This is a genomic window from Kutzneria sp. NPDC052558 (assembly GCF_044547355.1).
Lineage (GTDB): Bacteria > Actinomycetota > Actinomycetes > Mycobacteriales > Pseudonocardiaceae > Kutzneria.
This window is the reverse complement of the sequence record NZ_JBIUAG010000003.1, coordinates 168698-192857: the sequence shown is the minus strand read 5'-3', so window position 1 is coordinate 192857 and position 24160 is coordinate 168698. Positions and strand designations below refer to the sequence as shown.

27 protein-coding genes are annotated in these 24160 nt (G+C 70.9%); 10 read left to right on the top strand and 17 right to left on the bottom strand.

Features of this window, described 5'->3' with window-relative positions; genetic code table 11:
* Positions 1–31 precede the first annotated feature (31 nt).
* The 3 genes from ACIG5F_RS07390 to ACIG5F_RS07380 all read left to right on the top strand — a co-directional run bounded on the left by ACIG5F_RS07390 (position 32) and on the right by ACIG5F_RS07380 (position 3307).
* Positions 32–838, top strand: coding sequence for a CPBP family intramembrane glutamic endopeptidase (locus tag ACIG5F_RS07390; protein ID WP_396516574.1), 807 nt, complete (start codon positions 32–34; stop codon positions 836–838).
* A 135-nt stretch (positions 839–973) separates the two neighbouring features.
* A complete protein-coding gene (locus ACIG5F_RS07385; RefSeq protein WP_396516573.1) occupies positions 974–2194 on the top strand; it encodes an arginine deiminase in 1221 nt (406 codons plus the stop codon).
* A gap of 78 nt (positions 2195–2272) precedes the next feature.
* A complete protein-coding gene (locus tag ACIG5F_RS07380; RefSeq protein ID WP_396516572.1) occupies positions 2273–3307 on the top strand; it encodes an aldo/keto reductase in 1035 nt (344 codons plus the stop codon).
* 48 nt (positions 3308–3355) lie between these two features.
* Here the strand turns inward: ACIG5F_RS07380 and ACIG5F_RS07375 are convergent, their stop codons facing one another.
* Genes ACIG5F_RS07375 through ACIG5F_RS07365 form a run of 3 tightly spaced genes read right to left on the bottom strand, consistent with a single transcriptional unit; the run spans position 3356 to position 5447 of the window.
* Complete coding sequence (locus ACIG5F_RS07375; RefSeq protein WP_396516571.1) at positions 3356–4168, bottom strand: ABC transporter permease; 813 nt, start codon at positions 4166–4168, stop codon at positions 3356–3358.
* 32 nt (positions 4169–4200) lie between these two features.
* Complete coding sequence (locus tag ACIG5F_RS07370; protein ID WP_396516570.1) at positions 4201–5007, bottom strand: ABC transporter ATP-binding protein; 807 nt, start codon at positions 5005–5007, stop codon at positions 4201–4203.
* A complete protein-coding gene (locus tag ACIG5F_RS07365; protein ID WP_396516569.1) occupies positions 5004–5447 on the bottom strand; it encodes a MarR family winged helix-turn-helix transcriptional regulator in 444 nt (147 codons plus the stop codon). The genes ACIG5F_RS07370 and ACIG5F_RS07365 overlap by 4 nt, the downstream gene beginning before the upstream one ends.
* A 126-nt stretch (positions 5448–5573) precedes the next feature.
* Here ACIG5F_RS07365 and ACIG5F_RS07360 point away from each other — a divergent pair, with 126 nt between their 5' ends.
* The 3 genes from ACIG5F_RS07360 (at position 5574) to ACIG5F_RS07350 (ending at position 7763) form a co-directional block, all read left to right on the top strand.
* Positions 5574–6149 carry a hypothetical protein gene (locus ACIG5F_RS07360; RefSeq protein ID WP_396516568.1) on the top strand — a complete coding sequence of 192 codons (576 nt, stop codon included), beginning with the start codon at positions 5574–5576 and terminating at the stop codon, positions 6147–6149.
* A gap of 302 nt (positions 6150–6451) precedes the next feature.
* On the top strand, positions 6452–6994 hold the full coding sequence (locus ACIG5F_RS07355; RefSeq protein ID WP_396516567.1) for a hypothetical protein: 543 nt from the start codon (positions 6452–6454) through the stop codon (positions 6992–6994).
* 226 nt (positions 6995–7220) lie between these two features.
* Positions 7221–7763 (top strand): ferritin, encoded by a 543-nt coding sequence (locus ACIG5F_RS07350; protein ID WP_396516566.1) that lies wholly within the window; start codon positions 7221–7223, stop codon positions 7761–7763.
* A gap of 58 nt (positions 7764–7821) precedes the next feature.
* On the opposite strand, the gene ACIG5F_RS07345 is transcribed toward ACIG5F_RS07350, so the two are convergent.
* From ACIG5F_RS07345 to ACIG5F_RS07325, 5 genes are all read right to left on the bottom strand, one after another.
* On the bottom strand, positions 7822–8643 hold the full coding sequence (locus ACIG5F_RS07345; RefSeq protein ID WP_396516565.1) for a hypothetical protein: 822 nt from the start codon (positions 8641–8643) through the stop codon (positions 7822–7824).
* A 4-nt stretch (positions 8644–8647) separates the two neighbouring features.
* The gene (locus ACIG5F_RS07340) at positions 8648–9157 is read right to left on the bottom strand and encodes a SigE family RNA polymerase sigma factor (protein ID WP_396516880.1); all 510 of its coding nucleotides are present in this window, start codon (positions 9155–9157) and stop codon (positions 8648–8650) included.
* Between the two features lie 127 nt (positions 9158–9284).
* A complete protein-coding gene (locus ACIG5F_RS07335) occupies positions 9285–9638 on the bottom strand; it encodes a DUF952 domain-containing protein (protein ID WP_396516564.1) in 354 nt (117 codons plus the stop codon).
* Between the two features lie 73 nt (positions 9639–9711).
* Positions 9712–10668 carry a DUF5926 family protein gene (locus tag ACIG5F_RS07330; RefSeq protein WP_396516562.1) on the bottom strand — a complete coding sequence of 319 codons (957 nt, stop codon included), beginning with the start codon at positions 10666–10668 and terminating at the stop codon, positions 9712–9714.
* Positions 10669–10694: 26 nt separating this feature from the next.
* Positions 10695–11555, bottom strand: coding sequence for a glycerophosphodiester phosphodiesterase family protein (locus ACIG5F_RS07325; RefSeq protein WP_396516879.1), 861 nt, complete (start codon positions 11553–11555; stop codon positions 10695–10697).
* An 82-nt stretch (positions 11556–11637) separates the two neighbouring features.
* Here ACIG5F_RS07325 and ACIG5F_RS07320 point away from each other — a divergent pair, with 82 nt between their 5' ends.
* On the top strand, positions 11638–12825 hold the full coding sequence (locus tag ACIG5F_RS07320; protein ID WP_396516878.1) for a cytochrome P450: 1188 nt from the start codon (positions 11638–11640) through the stop codon (positions 12823–12825).
* A 127-nt stretch (positions 12826–12952) separates the two neighbouring features.
* On the opposite strand, the gene ACIG5F_RS07315 is transcribed toward ACIG5F_RS07320, so the two are convergent.
* The 9 genes from ACIG5F_RS07315 to ACIG5F_RS07275 form a co-directional block, all read right to left on the bottom strand.
* A complete protein-coding gene (locus ACIG5F_RS07315) occupies positions 12953–13846 on the bottom strand; it encodes a DUF4328 domain-containing protein (protein ID WP_396516561.1) in 894 nt (297 codons plus the stop codon).
* 2 nt (positions 13847–13848) lie between these two features.
* The gene (locus tag ACIG5F_RS07310; protein ID WP_396516560.1) at positions 13849–14184 is read right to left on the bottom strand and encodes a rhodanese-like domain-containing protein; all 336 of its coding nucleotides are present in this window, start codon (positions 14182–14184) and stop codon (positions 13849–13851) included.
* Between the two features lie 49 nt (positions 14185–14233).
* Positions 14234–15121: a hypothetical protein gene (locus ACIG5F_RS07305; protein WP_396516559.1), complete on the bottom strand. Its 888-nt coding sequence runs from the start codon at positions 15119–15121 to the stop codon at positions 14234–14236.
* Positions 15122–15126: 5 nt separating this feature from the next.
* Positions 15127–15633 (bottom strand): SigE family RNA polymerase sigma factor, encoded by a 507-nt coding sequence (locus ACIG5F_RS07300; RefSeq protein ID WP_396516558.1) that lies wholly within the window; start codon positions 15631–15633, stop codon positions 15127–15129.
* A gap of 44 nt (positions 15634–15677) precedes the next feature.
* On the bottom strand, positions 15678–17501 hold the full coding sequence (locus tag ACIG5F_RS07295) for a cation acetate symporter (protein ID WP_396516557.1): 1824 nt from the start codon (positions 17499–17501) through the stop codon (positions 15678–15680).
* 1 nt (position 17502) lies between these two features.
* Positions 17503–17934, bottom strand: a complete 432-nt coding sequence (locus tag ACIG5F_RS07290) for a hypothetical protein (RefSeq protein ID WP_396516556.1) — start codon at positions 17932–17934, stop codon at positions 17503–17505.
* Positions 17931–18815 carry a LytR/AlgR family response regulator transcription factor gene (locus tag ACIG5F_RS07285; RefSeq protein WP_396516555.1) on the bottom strand — a complete coding sequence of 295 codons (885 nt, stop codon included), beginning with the start codon at positions 18813–18815 and terminating at the stop codon, positions 17931–17933. Before ACIG5F_RS07285 ends, ACIG5F_RS07290 begins: the two co-directional genes overlap by 4 nt.
* Positions 18816–18912: 97 nt before the next feature.
* Positions 18913–19734, bottom strand: coding sequence for a S49 family peptidase (locus tag ACIG5F_RS07280; RefSeq protein WP_396516877.1), 822 nt, complete (start codon positions 19732–19734; stop codon positions 18913–18915).
* Positions 19735–19933: 199 nt separating this feature from the next.
* On the bottom strand, positions 19934–21205 hold the full coding sequence (locus ACIG5F_RS07275) for a sensor histidine kinase (protein WP_396516554.1): 1272 nt from the start codon (positions 21203–21205) through the stop codon (positions 19934–19936).
* 131 nt (positions 21206–21336) lie between these two features.
* On the opposite strand from ACIG5F_RS07275, the gene ACIG5F_RS07270 reads away from it, so the two are divergent.
* Genes ACIG5F_RS07270 through ACIG5F_RS07260 form a run of 3 tightly spaced genes read left to right on the top strand, consistent with a single transcriptional unit; the run spans position 21337 to position 24078 of the window.
* Positions 21337–22068, top strand: a complete 732-nt coding sequence (locus tag ACIG5F_RS07270) for a (Fe-S)-binding protein (protein ID WP_396516553.1) — start codon at positions 21337–21339, stop codon at positions 22066–22068.
* A complete protein-coding gene (locus ACIG5F_RS07265) occupies positions 22050–23471 on the top strand; it encodes a LutB/LldF family L-lactate oxidation iron-sulfur protein (protein ID WP_396516552.1) in 1422 nt (473 codons plus the stop codon). The genes ACIG5F_RS07270 and ACIG5F_RS07265 overlap by 19 nt, the downstream gene beginning before the upstream one ends.
* The gene (locus ACIG5F_RS07260; RefSeq protein ID WP_396516551.1) at positions 23464–24078 is read left to right on the top strand and encodes a lactate utilization protein C; all 615 of its coding nucleotides are present in this window, start codon (positions 23464–23466) and stop codon (positions 24076–24078) included. Before ACIG5F_RS07265 ends, ACIG5F_RS07260 begins: the two co-directional genes overlap by 8 nt.
* The last annotated feature ends 82 nt before the right edge of the window (positions 24079–24160 follow it).

Here is a 24160-nt window from a genome sequence, read left to right as displayed (position 1 = left end):
CTCCCAGCAGCAGGCAAGTAGCGTCCCCTGCATGGCGGGTACCTTGCGCAGCTGGCTGGCGCCGGCTCGGGTCGTGAACGATCCGATCACCGATCCGGCCGAGCGACGCGGCTACACCTGGGAGCTGCTGATCGTCTTCAGCGCGACGCTCGGCCTGTCCGGGCTGCGCAGCCTGATCTCGCTGCTCAACGCGCTGCTCCAGCCCAAGCCGCTGAACCAGCAGAGCGTCGCGCTCAACGTCCAGCAGGCCACGGTCAGCCTGCTCGACCTGCTCGCGCAGCTGGCCGGCGTGCTGCAACTGCTGGCCTGGGGCGGGCTGGGAGCGTATCTGCTGTGGCGGGCCGGCATCGGGCCGCGGCTGGTCGGGCTGGACCGCACCCGGCCGGGCAAGGACCTGCTCGCCGGCTGCGGGCTGGCCGCGCTGATCGGCATTCCCGGGCTGGCGTTCTACTTCGTGACCAGGGCGATCGGCATCAACCTGAACGTGGTGCCGTCGGCGCTGGGCGACACCTGGTGGCGGGTGCCGGTGCTGCTCCTGTCCGCGTTCGGCAACGCGTGGGCCGAGGAGTCGCTGGTCGTCGGCTACCTGATCACGCGGCTGCGCCGGTTCGGCTGGGGCGAGAACGCCTCGCTGGCCACCGCGGCCGTGCTGCGCGGGTCGTACCACCTGTACCAGGGCTTCGGCGGCTTCCTCGGCAACATCGTGCTCGGGCTGGTGTTCGGCCGGGTCTGGCAGCGGTTCAACCGGCTGTGGGCGCTGGTGATCGCCCACACCATCCTCGACATCTTCTCGTTCGTCGGCTACGCGCTGCTGAAGGGCGTCATCCCCGGGTTGTAGCGAACAACAGATCGCCGGTAGCGCGCTTGATTTGTTTAACAGATGGCTGCTCTGACGGTCATTCTATTTCTGAAATCGCCGTCACACCCGGTTGAGGGGCGACAAATCCACTGTGGCGTGGCTACCCTCGTGGCCGTGACCTCCTCAGATGACTTCACGCCGACGCCCAGGGTCGACAGCGAGGTCGGCCCGCTCCGCACGGTGCTGCTGCACCGACCCGGACTGGAACTGAAGCGGCTGACCCCGCGCAACAACGACCAGCTGTTGTTCGACGGCATCCCCTGGGTCGGCCGGGCCCAGGAGGAACACGACGCGTTCGCCGAGACGCTGCGCTCGCGTGGCGTGGAGGTGCTGCTGCTGGCCGACCTGCTGCGGACCTCGCTGGAGGACCAGCGGGCCCGGGCCGCCGGCGTCTACGCCGCCGTCGAGGAGCGGGCGCTGGGCATCGACCTGGCCGACGCGCTCCGGTCGCACCTGTCCACGCTGGCCCCGTCGGAGCTGGCCACCGTGCTGATGGCCGGCATGACTTTCGAGGAGCTGCCGGCCGCCGAGGGCGCGTCGCTGGTGCGGCACATGCACCAGCCGCACGACTTCGCCATCGCGCCGCTGCCCAACCTGCTGTTCACCCGTGACTCCTCGGCCTGGGTCGCCGACCGGGTGGCCGTGTCGTCGCTGGTGATGCCGGCCCGCCGGCGCGAGTCCTCGATCACCGACCTCATCTACGCCTACCACCCCCGGTTCGCCAAGACCTCCCGTGCCTACGGCGCGCACTCCGCCCCGCTGGAGGGCGGCGACGTGCTGCTGCTCTCGCAGGGCGTGCTGGCCATCGGCGTCGGCGAGCGCACCACGCCGGCCGGCGCCGAGTCCTTCGCCCGCTCGGTGTTCCTGGACGGTCTCGCGCACACCGTGCTGGCCGTGCCGATCGCGCAGGAGCGCGCCACCATGCACCTCGACACCGTGTGCACCATGGTCGATCGGGACGCCGTCGTGATGTATCCGGCGATTCGCGACTCGTTGTCCGCCTTCACGTTGCGGCCCGACGGCGCCGGCGGCGTCACCGTGGACGGTCCCTCGCCGTTCCTGTCCGCCGCGGCCTCCGCCATGGGCATCGACCGGCTGCGGGTGATCGACACCGGCCTGGACGCCGTGACCGCCGAGCGCGAGCAGTGGGACGACGGCAACAACACCCTGGCCGTCGCGCCCGGAGTTGTTGTCGCGTATGAGCGAAATGTCGAAACCAATGCGCGGCTGGAGGACGCCGGCATCGAGGTGCTGCGGATCAGCGGATCCGAGCTGGGCTCGGGGCGCGGCGGTCCGCGCTGCATGTCCTGCCCCGTGCTGCGGGATTCGCTCTGAGCGGAAAACCCGAGCAAATGGAGCAACTCCAGGGAGAGAATGGAAATCGCAAGCCATTCAACGCCCTGGGAGTCCATTGTGGAGTATCGAAAGCTCGGCGGTAGCGGCTGCTCGGTGTCCGCGCTCGCGCTCGGCACCATGACCTTCGGGGCCAAGACCGACGAGGACGGCGCGTACGCGCAGCTCGACGCGTTCGCCGCCGCCGGCGGGACGCTGCTGGACACCGCCGACGTGTACGTCGGCGGCACGTCCGAGACGATCATCGGCAAGTGGTTGGCGTCCCGCCCGAACGAGGTCACCGACAAGATCGTGATCGCCACCAAGGGCCGGTTCCCGACCGCCGAGGGCGACCCGAACGCGGTCGGCCTGTCCCGCCGGCACCTGGACATCGCGCTCAACGCCTCGCTGCGCCGGCTCGGCGTGGACGCGATCGACCTGTACCAGGTGCACGCCTGGGACCCGCTGACGCCGTTGGCCGAGACCCTGGAATTCCTGGACAACGCCGTGCGGGCCGGCAAGATCCGCTACTACGGCCTGTCCAACTTCACCGGCTGGCAGGTGCAGAAGGCCGTCGACCTCGCGCAGGCCCGCGGCCTCGTTGTGCCGGTCACCCTCCAGCCGCAGTACAGCCTGCTCTGCCGGGAGATCGAGTGGGAGATCGTGCCGGCGTGCCAGTCCACCGACCTCGGTCTGCTGCCGTGGTCGCCGCTGGCCGGCGGCCTGCTCACCGGCAAGTACCAGCGCGGCGCCGAGGCTCCCGCCGACACCCGCCTGGCCGACGCCCGCATCGGCAGCTTCTTCGCCCCGCGCACCGCCGAGCAGCGGACCTGGGACGTCATCGACACCGTCCAGAGCATCGCCGCCGAGCGTGAGGTCACCGCCGCCCAGGTCGCCCTGGCCTGGGTCAAGGGCCGCCCGCAGGTCAGCTCCGTGATCATCGGCGCCAGCACCTTCGAGCAGTTCACCGACAATCTCGCCGCCGCCGACCTCGTGCTCACCGAGAAGGAGAACGAGCGCCTCAACACGGCCAGCGAGGTGCCGATCGACTACCCGTACGGCGGCATGGCCCTGGGCCAGCGCAACCGCGTCATCGCCGGCGGCTGGGGCCGCTGACCCCGATGCTGCCCCGGCTCGCCTGGCGAGCCGGGGCAGCCACCGCTCTCAGCGGGCCAGCCGGGGCAGCAGCGCCGAAGCCACCGCGATGCCCAGCACCGCTGTGCCCACCAGCACTGCGAAGTCCAGCCACAGCGCCGCCGGCGTGCCCAACAGCAGGCCCCGCAAGGCGTCCACCTCGTAGCTCAGCGGGTTCACGTGGTTGAGCACCTGAAGCCAGCCCGGCATCAGGTCCACCGGGTAGAGCGCGTTGGAGGCGAAGAACAGCGGCATCGTGATCGCCTGGCCGATGCCCATCAGCCGCTCGCGGCTCATCACCACGCCCGCGATCGTGATCGACAGGCAGCAGAAGAACGCCGATCCCAGCACCACCACGACCAGCACACCCAGCAGCTTCAGGGGATTCGCCGTCAGTGACACGCCAAGGACCGCCGACAGCACCAGCACCACCACCGCCTGCGCGATCGCCCTGATCCCGGCCGCGAACGCCTTGCCCGTGATCAGCGCCGAGCGCGGCGTCGGGGTCACCATCAGCTTCGACAGCACCCCCGCGTCCCGCTCCCAGATGATCTGGATGCCGTAGAAGATCGACACGAACAGCGCCGACTGGGCCAGGATCCCCGGCGCCAGATAGTCCAGGTACGGCAGGTTCCCGGTCGGGATCACCCGCAGCCGGGTGAAGGTCTCCCCGAAGATCAGCAGCCACAGCGCCGGCTGGATCGCCCGGGTGACCAGCTCCGTCCGGTCGTGCCGCAGCTTCTGCAACTCGATCAGGCACATCGTGCCGATCCGGCTCAGCAGCAACACCGGCAGCGCCGGCCCGGTCGCGCCGGCCGGTCGTTCAGTGGTCGCGGCGGTCATGCCCGCCTCCCTTCGCGAGGTGATCGGGTGCGCTAGCCAAGACGGCGGGCCGTTCGCCGGGTGGCGCGGATCTCCCGCAATCCCTTGGCCGCGTCGCCGTCCAGGTCGCCGCCGGTGCTGACGCGGAACACGTCGTCCAGCGTGGCGTCCGGACCCAGCGCCGCCCGCAGTTGCGCCGGCGTGCCCATGTCGGTGAGCTTTCCCTTGTGCATCAAGGCGATCCGGTCGCAGAACTCGTCGGCTTCCTCCATGTAGTGCGTGGTCACCAGCACGGTCATGCCGGTCTCCTCGCGCACCTGCTGGATCCGCTCCCAGACGCCGGCGCGGGCGATCGGGTCCAGGCCGATGGTCGGCTCGTCCAGCACCAGCAGCCGGGGCGCGCTCACCAGGGCCTGGGCCAGCTCAAGCCGGCGGATCATGCCCCCGGAGTAGGTGCCCGCCGGCCGGTCGGCCACGTCCAGCAGGCCGACCGAGTCCAACGAAGCGTCCACTTTGGATGCCCGCTCCCGCCTCGGCACGTCGAACAGCCGCGCGAACAGGGCCACGTTCTCCCGCCCGGTCAGCGTGGCGTCGGCCGAGAGTTGTTGCGGCACATAGCCGATGAGCCTGCGCACCGCCATCGTGCCGCGGGCCACGTCCCGGCCGAACACCGTGATCCGGCCCGGCGGCGACGGCAACAACGTCGTGATCATCCGGATCGTCGTCGTCTTGCCCGCGCCGTTCGGTCCCAGCAGGCCGAACACCTCGCCGGCGCGGACGTCCAGGTCCACGCCGTCCACCGCCATCGTGTCCCCGAAGGCGTGCCGGACATCCGTGCAGCTGACCGCCAGCTCCGTCATGCGCCCACCCCTTCCTCGCCCAGTTCCGCCAGCAGCCGGCGCAGCGCCGGCAGGGCGTTCTCGATCGCCGCCACCTCGTCCTCGTCCAGTGCCGCGAGCGCCCCTTCCACCAACTTCGTGCGCTCCGCCCGCCACGCCGCCTGCCGCTTGACCGCCGCCGGCGTCAGATACAGCCGCGCCGCCCGCCGGTCGTTCGGATCCGTCTCCCGGCGCAGCAGCTCCTTGTCGATCAGCTGATTCACCAGCGTGCTCACCGTGTTGCCGGCCAGGTGCAGCTCCTTGGCCGCCGCCGCCACCCCGATCCCCGGGCTCAGCCGCACCACCCGCAGCAGCTCCGTCTGCGCCCCGCGCAGCCTCGGCCCCGGCTGCCGGCCCTGCAACCGACGCCGCACCACCCGCTTCAGACCCAGCACCGTGGCCATCAGCTCATCAGCGATCACCCTCCGAATGTAGCTCCTAACGAGAGCTAATCCGAGTAAGAGTTTCCTGGGGCTTGAGTCCTTTCACTCGAACGTGTTGTCGATTCATGCGGTCTACGCTTGCCGGTTAACCGGCAAGGGGACCAGGTGGAGATCTACGCGCACATCGACGAAGGCGGCGGGCCACTGCCCAGCGGCCGCATGTACGGCATGGCGGCCGCTCTGTCGACCAGTTCTGACGAGACCGCACTGCGGACCGGGTTGCGGGCGACACTGCTGCCTCACCAGGACCACCTGCACCACCGGGAGGAGGGCGCGAAGCGGCGGATCGAGGTCGCCACAACGATCGCCGAGCTGTCGTTCACCGGCGCGGTCGTCGTGACCAGGACAACGACCAACACTCAGCAGGAGGCGGCCAGAGCAAGACTGCTCACCTGGCTGCTGCCGCACCTGCAACACGTCGAGCACGTCGACCGAATCATCTTCGAGTCGCGGCATACCGGGGACCAACACGATCGCCGCACCGGTCGATGGTTGCGGCAATCGCACCGCATCACGGCTCAGATGCGCATCGATCACGAACGCAAGCGTGGCGATGAACGACTATGGTTGGCCGACTTTCTGGTGGGCAGCTACCTCGCCGCACAACTCCACAACGACCCCGAACCCTGGGAGATCATCACATCGGCCCACGTCATCGACGTGATCACCGACCCCAGATAGCGCGAAACCCGGGCTCCTGCTATCCCGCAGGGGGTCCCGGGTTCACTTCCGGACGCGTCCGCGGACCGCCGGCTCCCCACCAGGGTATCAGTCAGCAGGCGCACGAGTCGCGTCACAATCGAGTGATCGGGTTGGCCGGCCGTCCGCCGCCCCGCGGTGAACCCTCGATGGGGTGAAGGGGTAAACATGGCGGCACGGCCGCCTAGAGAACGAGGAGCCATCGGGGTGAGCGAGCTTGCGAGCGAACCATTCAACGCAGCGCGTCCGCGAACGCGGACACCGAGCGTTAGCGAGGTGTCGCAGTGAGTGGTTTCATCCACTGGTACGAGAACGGGTGGTCGGCCGCTCGGGCCGACCGGACGGTTGCCAGGATCGAGTCGCTGGGGCTGACGCTGTCGGATCCGCAGCAGCAGCGGGCGGGGCTGCTGGAGCGACTGGCGCTGACGGACTGCGCGGCGGTGGACGTGGAGTACTGGCTGGACGAGGAGACGGCCCTGTACTGCCGGTTCCGCCGGGTGAGCGAGGACGTGGTGGCGCAGGAGTTCGACCTGGACGGCCTGTCCACGGTCGAGCAGCACCAGCTGGTGTCGGGCATCGTCGAGCTGTTCAACGAGGACGCGAGCAACACGGTGGGCTTCGTGGTGGACCGCTCGGGCGGCTCGCAGGACGTGGAGTGGGACGACGTGGTGCTGGGCCAGCCCCGGATCGTGACGGTGCGGCCGGACACGTTGGCCCTGCCGGCGGAGCTGGTGGACCGGCTGCACCCGGAGCTGACCCGGCTGACGGGGCGGCCGGTGGGCACGCTGACACTGTTCGACCGGGTGAACGCGGCGGCTCCGGCCTGAGTTGTCCACAGGCGGTGGGTAACTGCCGTGCACAGCGAGCCCCGGTGTGGATGCGCCCAAAGACGCAGCTCACCGGGGTTTTCACGATCCGGACACGATAGTTCTCCACCGGCTGTCACCAGGTTGTCCACAACTGCCCCCAGGTTGTCCACAGAGCTCACCAGCGCGGGGGACAACCGGGTCGGCGGGCGATTTGTCCTGGGCCGTTCGAGGTACCGTTCTTGACATGTCCCCGAACACCGCCACCAAGTTTCACGAGTTGCTCAAGCAGCAGATCCGCAACGAGTTCACGGCCGCGCAGCAGTACGTCGCGATCGCGGTCTGGTTCGACGACCAGGACCTGCCCCGGCTGGCCGCGCACTTCTACCGCCAGTCGCTCGAGGAGCGCAATCACGCGATGATGATCGTCCAGTACCTGCTGGACAACGACGTGCGCGTGGCCATCCCCGGCGTCGGCGAGGTCCGCAACGAGTTCGAGACCGTGCGCGAGCCGGTCGAGCTGGCGCTACAGCAGGAGCGCACGGTCACCGAGGAGATCACCACGCTGGCCCGCGCGGCCCGCGACGAGGGCGACTACCTCGGCGAGCAGTTCATGCAGTGGTTCCTCAAGGAGCAGGTCGAGGAGGTCGCCTCCATGTCGACCCTGCTGCACACGGTCGACCGCGCCGGCGACAACGTGTTCCACATCGAGGACTTCCTCAGCCGTGAGAGCGTCGGCGCCGAGGGCACGGACCCGACCGCGCCGAGGGTGGCCGGCGGAGCGGTCTGAGCCGAGGGCGTCCGAAGCGGGCGACCTGCGTGGCTGACCGCCGAACCGGGCCCGGTGGCTACGGGTCGCAGTCCTGCACGGCCAGCTCCAGCCGGAGATCGCTGACCACGCTGCCGCTGAACAGAATCCAGTAGTGCGCGTTGGGATTGCCCGGCGCCGGGGCGACCCATTCGCCGCTGCCGGCCGCGTGCGGCGTGGTCTGGAGCGGGTAGGCGACCCGAACGTCGGCGGCGGAGGAGCCGTCGTGAATGCCCTCGGGCGTCACGGCGTCGGCCAGGCCGCCGATGCGGACCAGCCCGTCCTTCGGCGAGAAGACCAGCGCGTACGGCTGGGCGCCGACGCCGCCTGCCCAGTCGTAGCCGACGCAGCCGGCGGCGTTGGGGGCCATGGGATTGGGCCGGATGAGCCCGGTGGCCATCGCCTCGGCCGCGCTCATCCCCAGGCGCAGGCCGAGCACCGTGGTGGGACCGAACGCCAGCGCGGCGACCTTGCTGGAGGTCGGCGTGGGCGTCGTGGTGGTCGGCTTCGGCTTGCTCGTCGTCAGCCGCGTGGCGGTGGGCGCGGGCAGGTCGGCCGCGGTGGTGGGTGCGGCGGCGGTCGTGGTGGTCGTGGCCGGTGGCGGGGTCGTGGTGGTCGACGGCCGCGCGCTGTCGGTCAGGGCGAGGGTCGTCTGCTGCGGCGCGTCCCCGCTCACCCCGAACGCGGTGCCGGCGGCCAGCATCGTGGCCACGGAGAGCATCCCGCCGCCGAAGACCACGCCGGCCCGGCGGCGCCGAACCCGACGGGCCCCGCTGACGATGACGCGGTCGGCCTCGGGCCGCACGCGCACGTCCAGGCGCTCGTCGGCGAAGAGCTTGCGCAGCTCGTCGTCGAGGTCCACCGGGTCACCTCCCCTCCAGGCTCGATCGCAGCGTGACCAGCGCCTTGCTCGCCTGGCTCTTCACCGTCCCCTTGCTGATGCCGAGCGTCTCGGCGATCTCCGCCTCGGACAGCCCCTCGTAGTAACGCAACACGATGACCGCACGTTGCCTCGGCGGCAACCCCCGCAGAGCCTGCCACAGCGGCTCGTTGTCCAACCGGTCGAACTGCTCGAAGGCGTTGTCGGGCAGTTCGGCCACCAGACTCTCGCGGCGGGTCCGCCGCCAGTGGCTGACGTGCGCGTTGGCCATCGCCTTGCGCACGTAGGCCAGCGGCTCGTCGCAGAACGCGCGGCGGCCCAGCCACCGCGATCCGACCTTCTCCAGCACGGTCTGCACGAGATCGGCCGCGTCGTGCGGGTTGCCGGTCAGCGCGTGCCCGTATCTGAGCAGGCCCGGCAGGGCCGTCCTGACGAATTCGGCGAAATCGCTGTCCGCCGCCGCCCGGGTGGTCCTGGCCTCCCGCTGCGCCGGCACGACCGTCCAGGTGCCGCTGCTCTCCGCCCCCACAACGCTCAGTGGTGCACCCACGTCGTGATCCCCTCCCCTGTGACCAACTGATTAGAGGTCGCGCGAGGGGGGCGGAGGTTGCGGGATCAGTTGGTCACAGTTCGGCCAACTCCTTGGGCAGGTGGAAACCACCTTCGTCCGACTGAGTGAACTCCACCGCGGCCACCACGGCCTCGACGTTGATCGGCCCGTACACGTGCGGGAACCAGATGCCGGCCGGGTGCGGCGGCACGCCGGGCTCCCAGCGCACCGGGGCGTCCAGCGCCGCCGGGTCGACGACCAGCAGCAGCAGGTCGTCCCGGCCGGCGAACACGGCGTTGGCCGGGATACTCACGGTGCCGAAGTCGGAGCAGTGCACGAATCCGACCTCGTCCAGCGAGGCGGGCACCAGGGCACCCTCCTGCTCGGCCGCGTCCCACTCGTCCCGCGAGCAGATATGCAAGATCACGAGTTATCCACATCCTCCTGTGGACAGCCGTTATCCGCTGTGGACAACCGGCCGTCATTGTGGGCAAAGGCTTTCAGCGCAGTGTGACCTGGCGTCCGCGCAGACCGTCGAGCGCCCGCCGTTCGGCGTCGGAGAGCTGGCTGTCCACAGCCAGCGCCTCGGTGAGGCGACCGCCGAGCGCCTCCGCGCCCGGCTCCCACTCGCGCACGTGCAGCTCGGTGTCGAGGTCCCAGACCGGCACCAGCAGGCCGTGGGCCCGGAACGAGCCGGCGTAGCGGGAGCCCTCGCCGAGGTGCAGCTCCTCACGGGCGGCCAGCCGGGCCATCGCCTTGAGCAGCTGCTCCTCCGGCTCCGGCCGCACCCAGCGCAGGTGCGCCTTGTCGCCGGCGTCCACCCAGTACGCGGCGTTGAGGCCGTCGCCGGTGAGCCGGGCGCTGGGCATGATCGCGGCGTTGGCCCGTTCCAGGGAGAGCGCCACGTCACCGGTCGGCTGGGTGTCCTCGGGCAGCCACCAGGTGAAGTCGTCGTGCAGCGTCGGCTGCAACGGCTCGTCGGCCTTGAGCACGTCCTGGAGCCGGCCCGGCTCGGACCCGTCGTCGACGCCGACGACCGGCAGCGCGTCGCCCGGCTCGGCGGTCAGCACCCAGCGGATGGCTCGGGCCAGGTCGCGGGACAGGTCGCCGGAGCGGGTCTGCACCTGGAGGCCGACGAAGGCGGAGCCATCGGAGCGGACCAGCGCGGCCGCGGCCATCGGCAGCACGGTGGCCAGCGTGACGACGCGCTCGTGCGGCTCGGCCAGCGTCAGCGGCGCGGTCGCGGACGGCACGAACTCGCGCAGGGCGATCAGCTCCGGCTCGGCGGCCAGGCCCTCGAACGGGCGGGCCACCATCACGTCCGCCGGCCCGCCGGCCATGCCGTGGCACGCCTTGTACCGCTTGCCCGAACCACACGGACACGCCTGCCGCGGGTTGATCCCGTCGGCCGTCGCCGTTGTCCTCGCCGCGCGCTTCTCAGCCGTCCGCCTGGACACGGTTCCTCCTCGCAGTGGGGCCCGGGTCACTCCCCGGGTAGGGATTGGGCGACCGTAGCCGACGGCCCGGACTCCAGGTGGCGACGGGTGTTCGCGGGGGTGTTGGTGGCGAGGTAGCGCACGCCGGCGCGGCGGCACAGGTCGATGTCGGCGGCGTCGTCGACGGTCCAGACGTAGGTGTCGTGGCCCTGCTCGGCGCTGCGGGCGACGTAGTCGGGGTCCTCACGCAGAAGGTGTACGCCCGGACCGGTGATGTCGGCCCAGTCCGGCAACGCCCCGCCACGAAGGCCGGGCAGGAAGCGGTCGAACAGCAGCACCGTCGGCAGCTGGGGCGCGTGCTGGCGGACGCGGCGCACCGCCAGCCGGGAGAAGGACATCACGACGACGCGCGACGCGTCCTTGCTGGTCGGCGTGCTCAGGCCGTGCCGGCGGAGCAGGGCGAGCATCTTGGCCTCGACCAGGCCGGTGTAGCGGACCGGGTGCTTGGTCTCGATGAACAGCTTCACGTGCGACGGGCCGTCCTTGAGCAGGCCCAGCAGGTCCTCCAGGGTCAGCAGGCCGCGCTCGTGCTCCTCGGCCGACGGCTGCGCGACCGGCTCGCGCACCAGGTCGTCGGCCGATTCGGGCAGTTCGTGGTGCCAGCCGCCGAAGTCCAGCTCGCTGAGCCGGGCCAGGGTGAGAGCGCTGACCACGCCGCGGCCCGAGGAGGTCCGGTTGACCGTGCGGTCGTGCACGCAGACCAGGTGCCCGTCCCTGGTCAGCCGGATGTCGCACTCGAGGCCGTCCGCGCCCTGCTGGAGCGCGAGCTCGTAGGCGGCCCTGGTGTGCTCGGCGCGGTGCTGGGACGCGCCGCGGTGCGCGACTATCTCGGGAGTCACGGTTCGCATCATGCGGCAATCGGGTGAACGAACGGTGACCGGGGCAACGCTGGACCACGGATGGGTGAGCGAATTACCGTCGGTCACCATGATGACGTTCGACCCGAAGGACCCGGCGTTCATCGCGGATCCCTATCCCGTGTTCGCCGCGATGCGGGCCGAGGGCGAGGTGCACCGGCACGCCGACTTCGGGCTGCCGGTCACGCTCTCGCACGCGGCGTCCGCCGCCGTGCTGCGGCACCGGGGTCTCGGCCGGATCTGGTCGGACGCCAAGCCGGTGGACGCGTTCGCCGCGTTCAACCTGCTGCACCGCAACTCGCTGCTGGAGAACGAGCCGCCCACGCACACCCGGCTGCGGCGTCTGGTGTCCGGCGCGTTCGGCCGTGGCCACATCGAGCGGCTGCGGCCGTGGGTCGGCGAGCTCGCCACCCGGCTCGTCGACGAGGTCGCCGCGCGCATCGACGCCGACGGTCAGGCCGACCTGCTGGAACTGGTCGCCGCGCCGCTGCCCGTCGAGGTGATCGCCGAGCTGCTCGGCGTGCCCGCTGAGGATCGGGCGCTGCTCCAGCCGTGGTCGAACTCCATCGTCAAGATGTACGAGTTCGGGCTGCCCGAGGAACAACGCAACCGGGCCGAGCTGGCCGCCGCCGAGTTCGTCGGCTACCTGCGGGAGCTGATCGGGCTGCGACGCCGCAAGCCCGGCAGCGACCTGGTCAGCGACCTCGTCGCCGAGACCGACGCCGATGGCGGCAAGCTCACCGAGGACGAGCTGGTCGCCACCGCCGTGCTGCTGCTGATGGCCGGGCACGAGGCCACCGTCAACGTGATCGGCAACGGCGTTTTCGCGCTGCTGCGACACCGTGACCAGTGGCAGCGGCTGGTCGACGACCCCGGCCTGACCCCCTCCGCCGTTGAGGAACTGATCCGCTTCGACTCGCCGCTGCAGCTGTTCGAGCGCACCGCCACCGCCGAGGTCGAGATCGCCGGCATCACCCTCCGCCCCGGCGACAAGATCGCCGCCCTGCTCGGCGCCGCCGCGCGGGACCCGCTCGTCTTCGCCCGGCCCGACACCCTGGACATCGGCCGCTCCCCCAACCCCCACCTGGGCTTCGGCGCCGGCATCCACTACTGCGTCGGCGCCCCGCTGGCCCGCATCGAAGTGGGGGCGACGCTGGCCGCCCTGACCAGGCGCCTGCCCAAGCTGGAGCTCGCCGCGGAACCTGAGCGCCGGGCCGAGTTCGTCATCCGGGGTCTGAGCTCACTGCGCCTGACCAGCTAGTTTCCGCTTGTCCACAGGCCCCGAGTTGTCCACATCTGGATCTTCACCCACCCCGCTGTTGATCTTGCGTTGGTAGGATGGGTCTGGGCACGCCCCCCGGGAGTGGTGGGTGGTGCGGTATTGCAACCTAGCGCGGCGAGCCCGCCGGTCGGGTGGCGCGCAGCGGCGGCTCGGGGGCGTCGACGACCTTGACGACCCGGAGGCGGTGCACGGTGGCCAGGTCGATCGGCTCCAAGAGCAGGGTGATGCGGGTCACGAACAGGGCCCCGGTGGCGGCGACGAAGGCGGCGACGAGGTCGGCGAGCAGGTGCAGCTCCACGCCGTTGGCCTGGGCCTGGACGCTGGTGCCGAACAGGAGCAGGAGCCAGACGACGGCGAAGAGGAGCTCGCTGGCGACCCAGGCGATCCACCAGAGGCGGAGCAGCCGGGAGGGCTTGGGGCGAGCGGTGACGGGCTTGCGGGCGGCGGCGTGTTCGAGCTCGGCGAGGACGGAGCCGGCGACGGCCAGGTTGAGGCCGGGCACGAGCAGGCCGATGAGCACGTCGCGAAGCGAGCGGGCGGGGCGCTGACCGGTGACGTCGGCGGCGACGTCACGGGCCCGCAGCACCCAGAGCACGCCGAGCGCCAAGGCGGACAGGGCGGCGAGCCCGGAGACGACGCCGGCGGTCACGACGAGGGCGTCGGAGAAGGCGACGACGCTGCGGGACAGGGCCCCGTTGCGGCTGAGGATGAGCAGCACGTACCGCCAGCCCTCGCCGACGGCGGCGATGCCGAGGGCGGCGGTGGTGACCCACAGGGTGGCGACGAGGTTGCGGGACAGCATGCGCAGCTGGTCCAGCGGCTTGGCCTTGGCCCGGCGGCCGAGCGACACGGGCCAGCGCCAGCTCAGCTGAGGGAACCCCCACCGCGGCGGCACGGGGTAGGAAGGCGGCCCGGTGTAGGGCAGCGGCCGCCGCGGGAGGCCGCGGGGCGCGCCGGCCTGCGGCGGCGGGGTCGCCACCCACTGCCACCGCCCGGCCATGCTCAGATCACCTCGGGGACGACGCCCTCGGCGGCGACCAGCGGCAGCCCGGAGATGTGCCACGACTGCATGCCGCCGTCGACGTTGACCGCGTCCCAACCGTTCTGGTTGAGGAACACGGTGGCCCGCGCCGACCGGCCGCCCATGCGGCACACGACGTACACCTCACCGGAGTCCTGGGGCACCTCGCCGACGCGCTCGGCCAGCTGGCCGAGCGGGATGTGGATGGCCTGCGGCGCGTGTCCGGCCTCCCACTCGTCGTCCTCCCGGACGTCGAGCAGCACGGCGTCGACGGGCACCTGGTCGACCGACGTGGTCGGCACCTCCTGCGGCATCATGCCCCGAATGCTGCCACGCCAGGGCGTGCGACCGGCGTGAACCCCCACCTCAGTCGATGTCGGCGACGGCCTCGCCGATGGCGACGAGCTGGTCGGAGGTCAGCGGCAGGGAGTGCCGGCCGGCGCCCTCGGGCACGGCCAGGGTGCCGGGTTGGGCGTCGGCGACCTGGGTCCAGTCGGGGCTGGAGAAGCCCTCGGAGGTGACCACGTACTGCCGGTGCGACGGCGTGTAGACGCGCAGCGCCTGCGACGGGTGGCCGGGGTCGTACTTCAGCTCCCCGTAGAGCTGCATGACGGTGCCGTCGCCGAGGGTCTTGCGCTGCGGCGGGGTGCAGACGCCGTTGACGAACTGCTCGCTGTCGGCGGCCTGGGTGGGCGTGCCGCTGAAGCCGCGCACCTCGATGTAGACGCTGCCGCCGCCCCCGGAGTCGAGGACGTCGGCCCAGGTGCTGGCCAGGATGCCGTCGCTGCCGGGGGGATTGACCGTGGCGGTGGACCGGGTGATCTTGGTGGCGGCTTGGGGGTCGACGTCGTGCAGCGTCTCCAGCAGGACCTTGTTGATCTTGTCCAGGTCCACGGTGTGGGCCGTGGGCTCGCCGGGCACGTTGACGCCGTTGGAGCAGTTGTTGCTGTCGGGCCGCCTGACCGAGGCCTGCGGCGGAATCATCCACCCGGTCAGCGTGGGCGAGCCGCTCGCCGGCGAAGCGGCGCTCACGTGGTCGGTGTTGGCGGGCAGGCTGCCGCGCAGCACGGAGCTGGCAACGCCGACACCGGCCACAACGGCGACCACGCCGAGCGTGGCCCCCATGCGCCGGGCGTGCATTCGACGGCGGCCGCGCCGCACGACATCGTCGAGCATGGTGTGCACGGGCGGCGGCGCCTGGCCGTCGACCACGGCGCGCAACAGGGCGAGGAGTTCCTCGTCCTCGGCGTCCACGCTGCTCACCTCGCCGCCTGCAACAAGCCGGTCACCGCACCGTACGCCTTGCGCAGGGTGATCAGGCCGCGCGCGGTCTGGCTCTTGACCGTGCCGGTGCTGCAACCGAGGGCGTCGGCGACCTCCTCGACCGACAGGTCCTCGATGAACCGCAGCACCAGGACGGCCCGCTGCCGCGCCGGCACCGCCTGGAGGGCCTTGAGCAGCGACGGCCGGTCCTCGACGCTGGAGGTGTCCTGCTCGACGACGATCTCCGGCGGGTCGGCCATCACCTGCTCGCGCCGCCGCCCGCGCCGCTTGGTGTCGAGAAAGGCCCTGGTCAGCACGGTGTGCAGGTACGCGTCGGCGCTCTCGATGCGGACCTTGTTCCAGCGCGCGTACATGCTCACGAACGCGGTCTGGGCGATCTCCTCGGCCTCCAGCCAGTTGCCGCACAGCGCGTGCGCCATCCGGCGCGCGCCGTCGAACCGGCTGGTGAAGAACTCGGCGAAGCCGTCCTCACGTCTTGCCACGTCTTGGGGGACGCTTCGTCCCCCGAACGGGTTGCGCATCGAGGTCAGGCCGTCGTCGAGGAGGAACGCCGGGACCGCAGCCGCGAGCGGATGGCCAGCTTGCGGTGGCGGCCGTCGGTCTGGCCGTCGCCGAAGCGCAGCACGTCCCGGTCGCGGGTGAAGCCGAGCGGGTCGGGGGCGTGCAGCCGGAGCATGATCCGGTTGACGTCCTCGGGCCGCCGCCTGCTGGTCGCCTTGCTCACGATGATCATGGTGAGGAACGCGACCGGCACGGTGAACAGGGCCGGCTGCTGGACCACGGCCGGGGCCCAGTTGCCGGTGTAGCCGCTGATGATGTTGGTGACCAGGGCCAGCGCGACCAGGCTGCCGCCGAGCACCATGCCGGCCCCGGCGCCGACCCAGGTCAGGCCCCGCCACCAGATGCCGAGCATGAGCACCGGGCAGAAGGTGGACGCGGCCATGGCCAGCGCCATGCCGACGCCCAGGGACACGTCGTTGCTGCGCAGCAGCAGCGCCCCGACCAGCGGCGCGACCACCACCAGCACAGTGGACCAGCGGAAGTCCCGGACACGGCCGCGGGAGACGTCGGTGGAGACAACGCCGGCAAGGCTGACCAACAGCCCGGACGAGGTGGACATGAACGCCGCGAACGCGCCGGCGGCCACCACCGCGCCCAGCAGCTGCCCGGGCAGCCCCGGCAGCATCGCCGAGGGCAGCAGCAGCACCGCCGCGTCGGTCTTGCCGGTGACCAGCAGCTGCGGCTCGTAGATGCGGGACAACGCGCCCAGTAAAGCCGGGAACAGGTAGAAGGTGCCCAGCAGCAGCAGCACGTGCAGCGTCGTGCGGCGGGCCGAGCGGCCGTCGGGGTTGGTGTAGAAGCGGGCCAGCACGTGCGGCAGGCCGAGAATGCCCAGGAAGGTGGCGAAGATCAGGGAGTAGCTGTCGAACAGCGCCGGCAGCCCGCCGGACTGGGGCCGCAGCCAGTCGGCGTTGTCCTGCACCGCGCCGGAGATCGTCGGCACGGCCGTGCCGGCGCTGAAGGTCAGCTGCGTCTTGGGCCCGACCTTCTGCTCGCCGACGTTCCAGAACGCCCGCCCGTCGGCCCGGCTGCCGTTGACCCAGCCGTGCACGTCCAGCCAGGTCGGCTCGGGGACCTCCAGCTTCACCGCCTGCTCGAGGGTGACGGTGGTGCTCTGGGTGAACATCGGCGGCCCCGACGCGGTCAGGCTCTGCTGCCCGTCCGGCGGCCCGCTGCCGGCGAACACCACGCACAGCGCGAACGCCGGCACGGCGATCGCGAACAGCTTCACCCAGTACTGGAACGCCTGGACCAGGGTGATGGCCCGCATGCCGCCGCTGAGCACGTTGACCACCACGACGATCGTGACCACCACCACGCCCAGCCAGTCCGGCGCCCACGGCAGCACGATGTTCAGGGTCAGGCCGGCGCCCTGTAGCTGCGGGATCAGGTAGATGTAGCCGATGGCCACGGTGATCACGGCGGCGATGCTGCGCAGGCCGCGGGAGCCCAGCCGGGCCTCCACGAAGTCGGGCAGCGTGTACGCCCCGGAGCGGCGCAGCGGGGCCGCCACGAACAGCAGCAGCGCCAGGTAGCCGGCGGTGAAGCCGATGGCGTACCAGAGCTCGTCCGGCCCGTTCTTGAGCACCAGGCCGACGATGCCGATGAACGAGGCCGCGGACAGGAACTCGCCGGCGATGGCGGCGGCGTTCTGGTGGGCCGAGACCCGGCGGCGGGCGACCAGGAAGTCCCGGGTGGTGTTGGCCGTCCGGGAGCCGTGATAGCCCAGGTAGAACGTGCCGAACACGATGACGGAGATGCTCACCAGGGCCAGCGTGTTGATGCCCATGTCAGCGGTCGACCATGCTGACGAAGTCGCGCTCGTGCCGCTCGGCCCGCCGCACATACCACACGCCCAGGCCGTAGAGCAGCGGATACGGCAGCGCCCCGAGCAGCACCCAGGGCAGCCGCACGCCGAACACGGTGAGATCGCCGAACGACGGGAACAGGAAGAACAGCAGCGGCAGGCTGGCCAGCGAGACGATGAGCAGCACCGCCATCCAGAACGAGGTGCGGAACTGGGCCCAGACCAGGCTGCGCACCAGGTGCTCGCCGACGCTGGTCTGCTCCTCCAGCTCGACGATGGTGCGGGCGACCGTCTTCGAGCCCTTGGCCTCGGCCAGCACCACCTTCTTGCGCCGCGGCGGCTTGCGCGGCGCTTGCGGCGGCTCGACCGGCACCAGCTCGGTCGAGGGCTTGTCGGGCGTCCGCTCGCCGGTCATGTGCCGGCGCCCCAGCCGTGCTTGGGCTGGCGGACCAGGCGGTCCTTGAGCTCGCGGGTGTGCCGGCGGCTGACCGGCAGCTCCTTCTCGTCGGCCCCGGCCCCGACCACCACGGTGTAGCCGGACGAGCCCATGCGCAGCTCGGTGACCAGCGGCAGCGACACCAGGAAGGACCGGTGGATGCGGATGAAGCCGGCGTCGGCCCAGCGTTCCTCCAGCTGGGCCAGCGGGATGCGGACCAGGTGGCTGCCCTCCGCGGTGTGCAGCCGGGCGTAGTCGCCCTGGGCCTCCACGTACCGCACGGTCGAGCGGGGCACCAGCTTGGTGGTGCCGGCCAGCTCGACCGGGATCACCTCGTCGTCGTTCTGCTGCTCGATCACGCCGCCGGCCGGCGCCGCCGGGGCGGCGCTGAGCAGCCGGAACTTGGCCACCCGGTCGATGGCCATGTCCACCCTGGCCTGTTGCGGCGGCTTCACGATGTAGTCCAGCGCGCCGAGCTCGAAGGCGGTGACGGCCTCCTCGGACAGGCCCGTCACGAACACCAGCTGCGGCTTGTCGTGGAAGGCGTTGATCACCTGGGCCAGTTCGAGACCGGACAGGCCGGGCATGGAGATGTCGGCGAAGACCGCGTCCACGGGGCACAGCCCGCGGTCCAGCCGCTGCTTGGTCTCGGGCGTGCTGCCTCGGATCACGCGCAGCGCCTCGGCCGCGTCGAAGGCGGTGATGACCTTCTCGACCTGCGGATTCTGGCTGAGCAGGTAGGCCAGCTCGTCCAGCCCGTGGGCCTCGTCATCGACGGCCAACACGAGGAGACGGGGGGTGGTGTCCTGAATGCTCACTGTGCCGCGCAATCTTGCCGATCGACCGGTGGGTGTGTCCATCTTCGACCACCGTTCGATCGGGGTGAAGCCGGCCCCACCACTCGGACGCCGACACGGGCCACGCACCGTCAGGTACGTGGCCCGGCGGGCCGGCGGTTCAGAGCCCGAATCGGGACCAGGCGGCCCGCTGTTCGACGGCGTCGATGGCGGACAGCACCTTGTCGCCGGCGGTGCCGAACAGGGCGCTGCCGCCGCCGGCGATGCCCAGCCGGGCCAGCAGCGGCCTGCGCGATTCGGCCACGGCGATCTCGGCCTTGGGGAACCGCTTGCCGATGACCTCCCGCAGCGAGCCCAGCCCATCGACCAGGCCCAGTTCCAGGGCCTTGGACCCGGTCCACACCTCGCCGGTGAACAGGTCGGGGTTGTCGGCGAGCTTGTCGCCTCGGCGCTGCTTCACCCAATCGGTGAACTCGGTGTGCAGTTCGCCCTGAAGGCCCTTGAGCCAGGCCACGTCCTCGTCCTTGACCGGGCTGAACGGGTCGAGCCGGTGCTTGTGCTCGCCGGCGGTGAAGACCCGGCGCTCGACGCCGAAGCGCTCCAGCAGGCCGGTCAGGCCGAAGCCGGCGGTGATGACGCCGATGGAGCCGACCATGGAGGTGCGGTGGGCGTAGATCTCGTCGGCGGCGCAGGCCAGCCAGTAGCCGCCGGACGCGGCGACGTCCTCGCAGAAGGCCAGCACCGGCACGTTCTTCTTGGCCGCCAGCTGCCGGATCCGCTCGCCGACCAGCGCGGACTGGGTGGGCGAGCCGCCCGGGGAGTTGATCGCCAGCGCCACCGCGAGCAGCCGGTCGTGGCCGAACGCCTTGGTCAGCGCGCTCTCCACGCCGTTCAGGCTGATCGAGCCGCGGCCGACCGGCGAGGGCGTCGGCGTGATGACGCCGTGCAGGCGCACCACGGCGACCACCGGGGACCGGTCCATCCGGTCGCCGAGGATGGGCAGCTTGGCCGCCAGCTTGTCGGTCAGCTTCTCCGGCACGTTCACTGCGGCACCTCGCTGGCGCTCGGTGTCCGCGTTCGCGGACGTTCTGCGCTGAATGGTTCGCTCGCAAGCTCGCTCACGCCGTCGAATTTACGCGTGAACGGTGTTCAGCGCCGCCATGACATTGCTCTGGGGCGCTTCAGCGGACCGGGCTCAGCCGAGCGCGCCGTTCGTCCGGGCCCGGACCCTCGTCCGCGCCGTCGTCGGGCACCACGGCCAGCACCGGTCGCACGCCGGGGCTGAACTTGGGCACCCGCATGGTGACCTTCATGCCGGCGTCCGGGGCGGTCTCCACCATCAGCGCGTAGTCCTCGCCGAAGACCGTGCGCATCCGGTGGTTGATGTTGCCGATGCCGACGTGGGCGCCGGACTTGTGGGCGTCCTTGAGGTCGTCCAGCAGCAGGTCGGCGTCCATGCCCACGCCGTCGTCCTCGACGCTGATCAGCGCCTCGCTGCCGTTGTCCTGGGCGATGATGGTGACCGTGCCGCCGCCGGGCTTGTTGGCCAGGCCGTGCTGCACGGCGTTCTCGACCAGCGGCTGGAGCACCAGGAACGGCACCACCACATTGAGCACCTCGGGCGAGATGCGCAGCCGCACCGACAGCCGCTCGTTGTAGCGGGCCCGCTGGATGGTCAGGTACCGGTCGATGTTGCGCAGCTCCTCGGCCAGCGTGGTGAACAGCCCGTTGGCGCGGAAGGAGTAGCGGGTGAACTCGGCGAACTCCTGGAGCAGCTCGCGGGCGTGCTCGGGGTCGGTGCGGACCAGCGAGCCGATGGCGTTGAGCGCGTTGTAGACGAAGTGCGGCGAGATCTGCGCGCGCAGCGCCTTGACCTCGGCCTGGGCCAGCCGCTGCCGGGACTCCTGGAGCTCGCCCAGCTCCAGTTCGGTGCAGACGAAGCGGGCCACCTCCTGGGACATGCGGTAGAGCCGCTTGCTGCCGACGCCGCCCACGATGATCAGCGCGCCGCGGGTGCGGGACTCCACGATCAGCGGCACGATCACCGCTTGGCGCATCTTGCAGTTGCCCTTGTCGGTGCACTCGAGCTCGTCGTGCTCGACGAACTCCTTGCGTTCACCGCTGATCGCCTTGACGATCGCGTCCTGGAGGTCGACGTAGTGCTCGTTGGCGTCGCCGTCCCAGGACAGCAGGGCGCCGCGCTCGTCGGTCATGCCGACCGCCACGCACTTGAGCAGTTCGACCAGGTTCTTGCACGCCTTGTCGGCGGCGTCGGGGGTCAGCCCGTCCCGCAGGTCCGGCGCGGCCTTGGACATGCGGTGCAGCGCGTCGGCGACGGCTTCGTCGACCGACGTGCTGACCCGCCGAGCCCGGCACAGGAGAACGAACAGCCCGAGCACGGCGAGCGTCGCGATGATGCCGAGCACGGTTTGCTCGGTCAGGAGCTCGACCACCCCGTTATGCTCCGCCGAACAGGGCCGATGGGCAAGCTCTCGTCAGGCTGACGGACGGGCGTATCGGTGAACGGTCCACTACCGGCTGCGACCGAGTAGACATCCGATGAATCACCGTGCAGGGTAGTTCCGTGCCTGGTCCACGAGTTGGTCTGTTCGCCACCTGCCTCACCGACACGTTCTTCCCGTCGACCGGCCGCGCGGTGGTCTCGCTGCTGGAGCGACTGGGGTGTCAGGTCGACTTCCCGATGGACCAGACCTGTTGCGGCCAGATGCACTACAACACCGGCTACCGGGACCAGGCGCGGGCGCTGGCCGAGAAGTACGCGACCGTGTTCGCCGGCTACGACGCGATCGTGGCGCCGTCCGGGTCGTGTGGCGGCATGGTGCGTGAGATCCACCCCGAGCTGCACGGGTCCTCCGATGCCTTCGCCCGCACCTATGAGCTGTCGGAATTCATCGTCGACGTGCTCGGTGTGACGGATGTCGGCGCCTATTTCCCACATCGGGTGACCTACCACCCGACCTGCCACTCGCTGCGGATGCTGGGCGTCGGGGACAAGCCGCTGCGGCTGCTGCGGGCGGTGCGCGGCCTGGACCTGGCCGAGCTGCCGGAGGCCGAGTCCTGCTGCGGCTTCGGCGGCACCTTCGCGGTGAAGAACGCCGACACCTCCACCGCCATGCTCGGCGACAAGATGCGCTGCGTGCTCAACACCGGGGCCGAGGTGCTGTGCGCCGGCGACAACTCGTGCCTGCTGCACATCGGCGGCGGACTGTCCCGGCTGCGCACCGGCGTGCGCACCGTTCACCTGGCCGAGATCCTGGCCAGCACCGAGGAGGAGCCGTGGGCAGCAACCCCGTGACCTGGCTGGGCAGCCCGGCCTTCCCCAAGGCCGCCAAGGCCGCCCTGGCCGACACCCAGCTGCGCCGCAACCTGCGCAAGGCCACCCACACCATTCGGGACAAGCGGGCCCGCGCGGTGGCCGAACTGCCGGACTGGGAACAGCTTCGGCTGGCCGGCGAGGCCGTCAAGGACGAAGTTCTGTCCAATTTGGACACTTACCTGGAACGGATCGAGGCCGCCGTCACCGCCCGCGGCGGCATCGTGCACTGGGCCCGGGATGCCCAGGAGGCCAACGAGATCGTGCTGCGGCTGGCCCGCGCGGCCGGCGCCGACGAGGTCGTCAAGGTCAAGTCCATGGCCACCGCCGAGATCGGCCTGAACGAGGCGCTGGAGGCGGGCGGAATCCGGGCCGTGGAAACGGATCTGGCCGAGCTGATCGTCCAGCTGGGACACGACCGGCCCTCGCACATCCTGGTGCCGGCCATCCACCGCAACCGTTCGGAGATCAAGGAGATCTTCCGGCGGGAGATGGCCGAGAAGCCCGACTCCGACGAGCCCCGGGTGCTGGCCGAGGCGGCCCGGCGACACCTGCGGCGCAAGTTCCTCTCGGCCCGGGTCGCCGTGTCCGGGGCCAACTTCGGGGTGGCCGACACCGGCTCGATCGCGGTCGTGGAGTCCGAGGGCAACGGTCGGATGTGCCTGACCCTGCCGGAAGTCCTGATCACCGTGATGGGCATCGAGAAGCTGGTGCCGACCTGGCAGGACCTGGAGGTGTTCCTCCAGCTGCTGCCCCGGTCGTCCACGGCCGAGCGGATGAACCCGTACACCTCGGTGTGGACCGGGGTGACGCCCGGCGACGGCCCGCAGGAATTCCACCTGGTGCTGTTGGACAACGGGCGCACCGACGCGCTGGCCGACCGGGTCGGCCGGCAGGCGCTGCGCTGCATCCGCTGCTCGGCGTGCCTGAACGTGTGCCCGGTGTACGAGCGGACCGGCGGGCAGGCCTACGGGTCGGTGTACCCCGGGCCGATCGGCGCGATCCTGTCGCCGCAGCTGGTCAACGACATGCACGACAAGCAGGCGGCGTCGCTGCCGTACGCCTCCTCGCTGTGCGGCGCCTGCTACGAGGTCTGCCCGGTGCGGATCAACATCCCCGAGGTGCTGGTGCACCTGCGGGCCGAGGCCGTCGAGGCCAAGGGGCGCACGCCCGAGTCGGTCGGCATGGCCGCGCTGAGCTGGATCTTCGGCGACGCCAAGCGTTACGAGAGCGCCCAGAAGATCGGCTCGCTGGCTCGCTACCTGGCCCCGTCCGGGCGGATCAGCAGCCTGCCGTGGCCCGGCTCGAAATGGACGTCCGCGCGGGACGTGCCGACCCCGCCGGCCGAGTCTTTTCGCATGTGGTGGAGGAACAACCGTGGCTGACGCCCGCTCGGTGATCATGGGCCGTATCCGCCGGGCACTGGCCGACCGGCCCGAGGTTGCGGAGATCCCCCGCGCCTACGACAAGAGCCGGCCGCTCGGCGACCTGGTGGAGCTGGCCGCCGAGCGCATCGCCGACTACCGGGCCGAGGTGCACCGGGTGGCGTCCGAGGACGTGCCGGCCCGCATCGCGGCCCTGCTGACCGAGCGCGGCGCGCGGCGAATGGTCGGACCTGTCGACCTGCCGGCCGCCTGGAAAGTTGACGTTGCGGACTGGCTGAGCGACTCGCCGCCGCTGTCCATCGATCAGCTGGACGGGGCCGACGGCGTGCTCACCGGCTGCGCGGTGGCGATCGCCGAGACCGGCACCATCGTGCTGGACGGCGGTCCGACCCAGGGCCGGCGGGCGCTGACCCTGGTGCCCGACTACCACCTGTGCGTGGTGCGGTCCGACCAGATCGTCGGCATCGTGCCCGAGGCGCTGGCCCGGCTGGAGCCCACCCGGCCGCTGACCTTCATCAGCGGGCCGTCGGCGACCAGCGACATAGAGCTGGACCGGGTGGAGGGCGTGCACGGCCCGAGGACCCTGCACGTGATCATCGCCGGCTGACCACCCGCCCAACCGCCTGACCACCCCCGCGAACAGCCCCACCACCGACCACCCAAGCCGCCATATTCACAATCGCAATTCC

Bases quoted from the DNA above. Each gene is read 5' to 3' on its own strand.
- ACIG5F_RS07390 (WP_396516574.1), top strand. From the start codon at position 32: ATGGCGGGTACCTTGCGCAGCTGGCTGGCGCCGGCTCGGGTCGTGAAC.
- ACIG5F_RS07375 (WP_396516571.1), bottom strand. From the start codon at position 4,168: ATGACCGCCGCGACCACTGAACGACCGGCCGGCGCGACCGGGCCGGCG.
- ACIG5F_RS07370 (WP_396516570.1), bottom strand. From the start codon at position 5,007: ATGACGGAGCTGGCGGTCAGCTGCACGGATGTCCGGCACGCCTTCGGG.
- ACIG5F_RS07350 (WP_396516566.1), top strand. From the start codon at position 7,221: ATGTCCCCGAACACCGCCACCAAGTTTCACGAGTTGCTCAAGCAGCAG.
- ACIG5F_RS07325 (WP_396516879.1), bottom strand. From the start codon at position 11,555: ATGCGAACCGTGACTCCCGAGATAGTCGCGCACCGCGGCGCGTCCCAG.
- ACIG5F_RS07320 (WP_396516878.1), top strand. From the start codon at position 11,638: ATGACGTTCGACCCGAAGGACCCGGCGTTCATCGCGGATCCCTATCCC.
- ACIG5F_RS07315 (WP_396516561.1), bottom strand. From the start codon at position 13,846: ATGGCCGGGCGGTGGCAGTGGGTGGCGACCCCGCCGCCGCAGGCCGGC.
- ACIG5F_RS07310 (WP_396516560.1), bottom strand. From the start codon at position 14,184: ATGATGCCGCAGGAGGTGCCGACCACGTCGGTCGACCAGGTGCCCGTC.
- ACIG5F_RS07295 (WP_396516557.1), bottom strand. From the start codon at position 17,501: ATGGGCATCAACACGCTGGCCCTGGTGAGCATCTCCGTCATCGTGTTC.
- ACIG5F_RS07290 (WP_396516556.1), bottom strand. From the start codon at position 17,934: ATGACCGGCGAGCGGACGCCCGACAAGCCCTCGACCGAGCTGGTGCCG.
- ACIG5F_RS07285 (WP_396516555.1), bottom strand. From the start codon at position 18,815: ATGGACACACCCACCGGTCGATCGGCAAGATTGCGCGGCACAGTGAGC.
- ACIG5F_RS07280 (WP_396516877.1), bottom strand. From the start codon at position 19,734: ATGGACCGGTCCCCGGTGGTCGCCGTGGTGCGCCTGCACGGCGTCATC.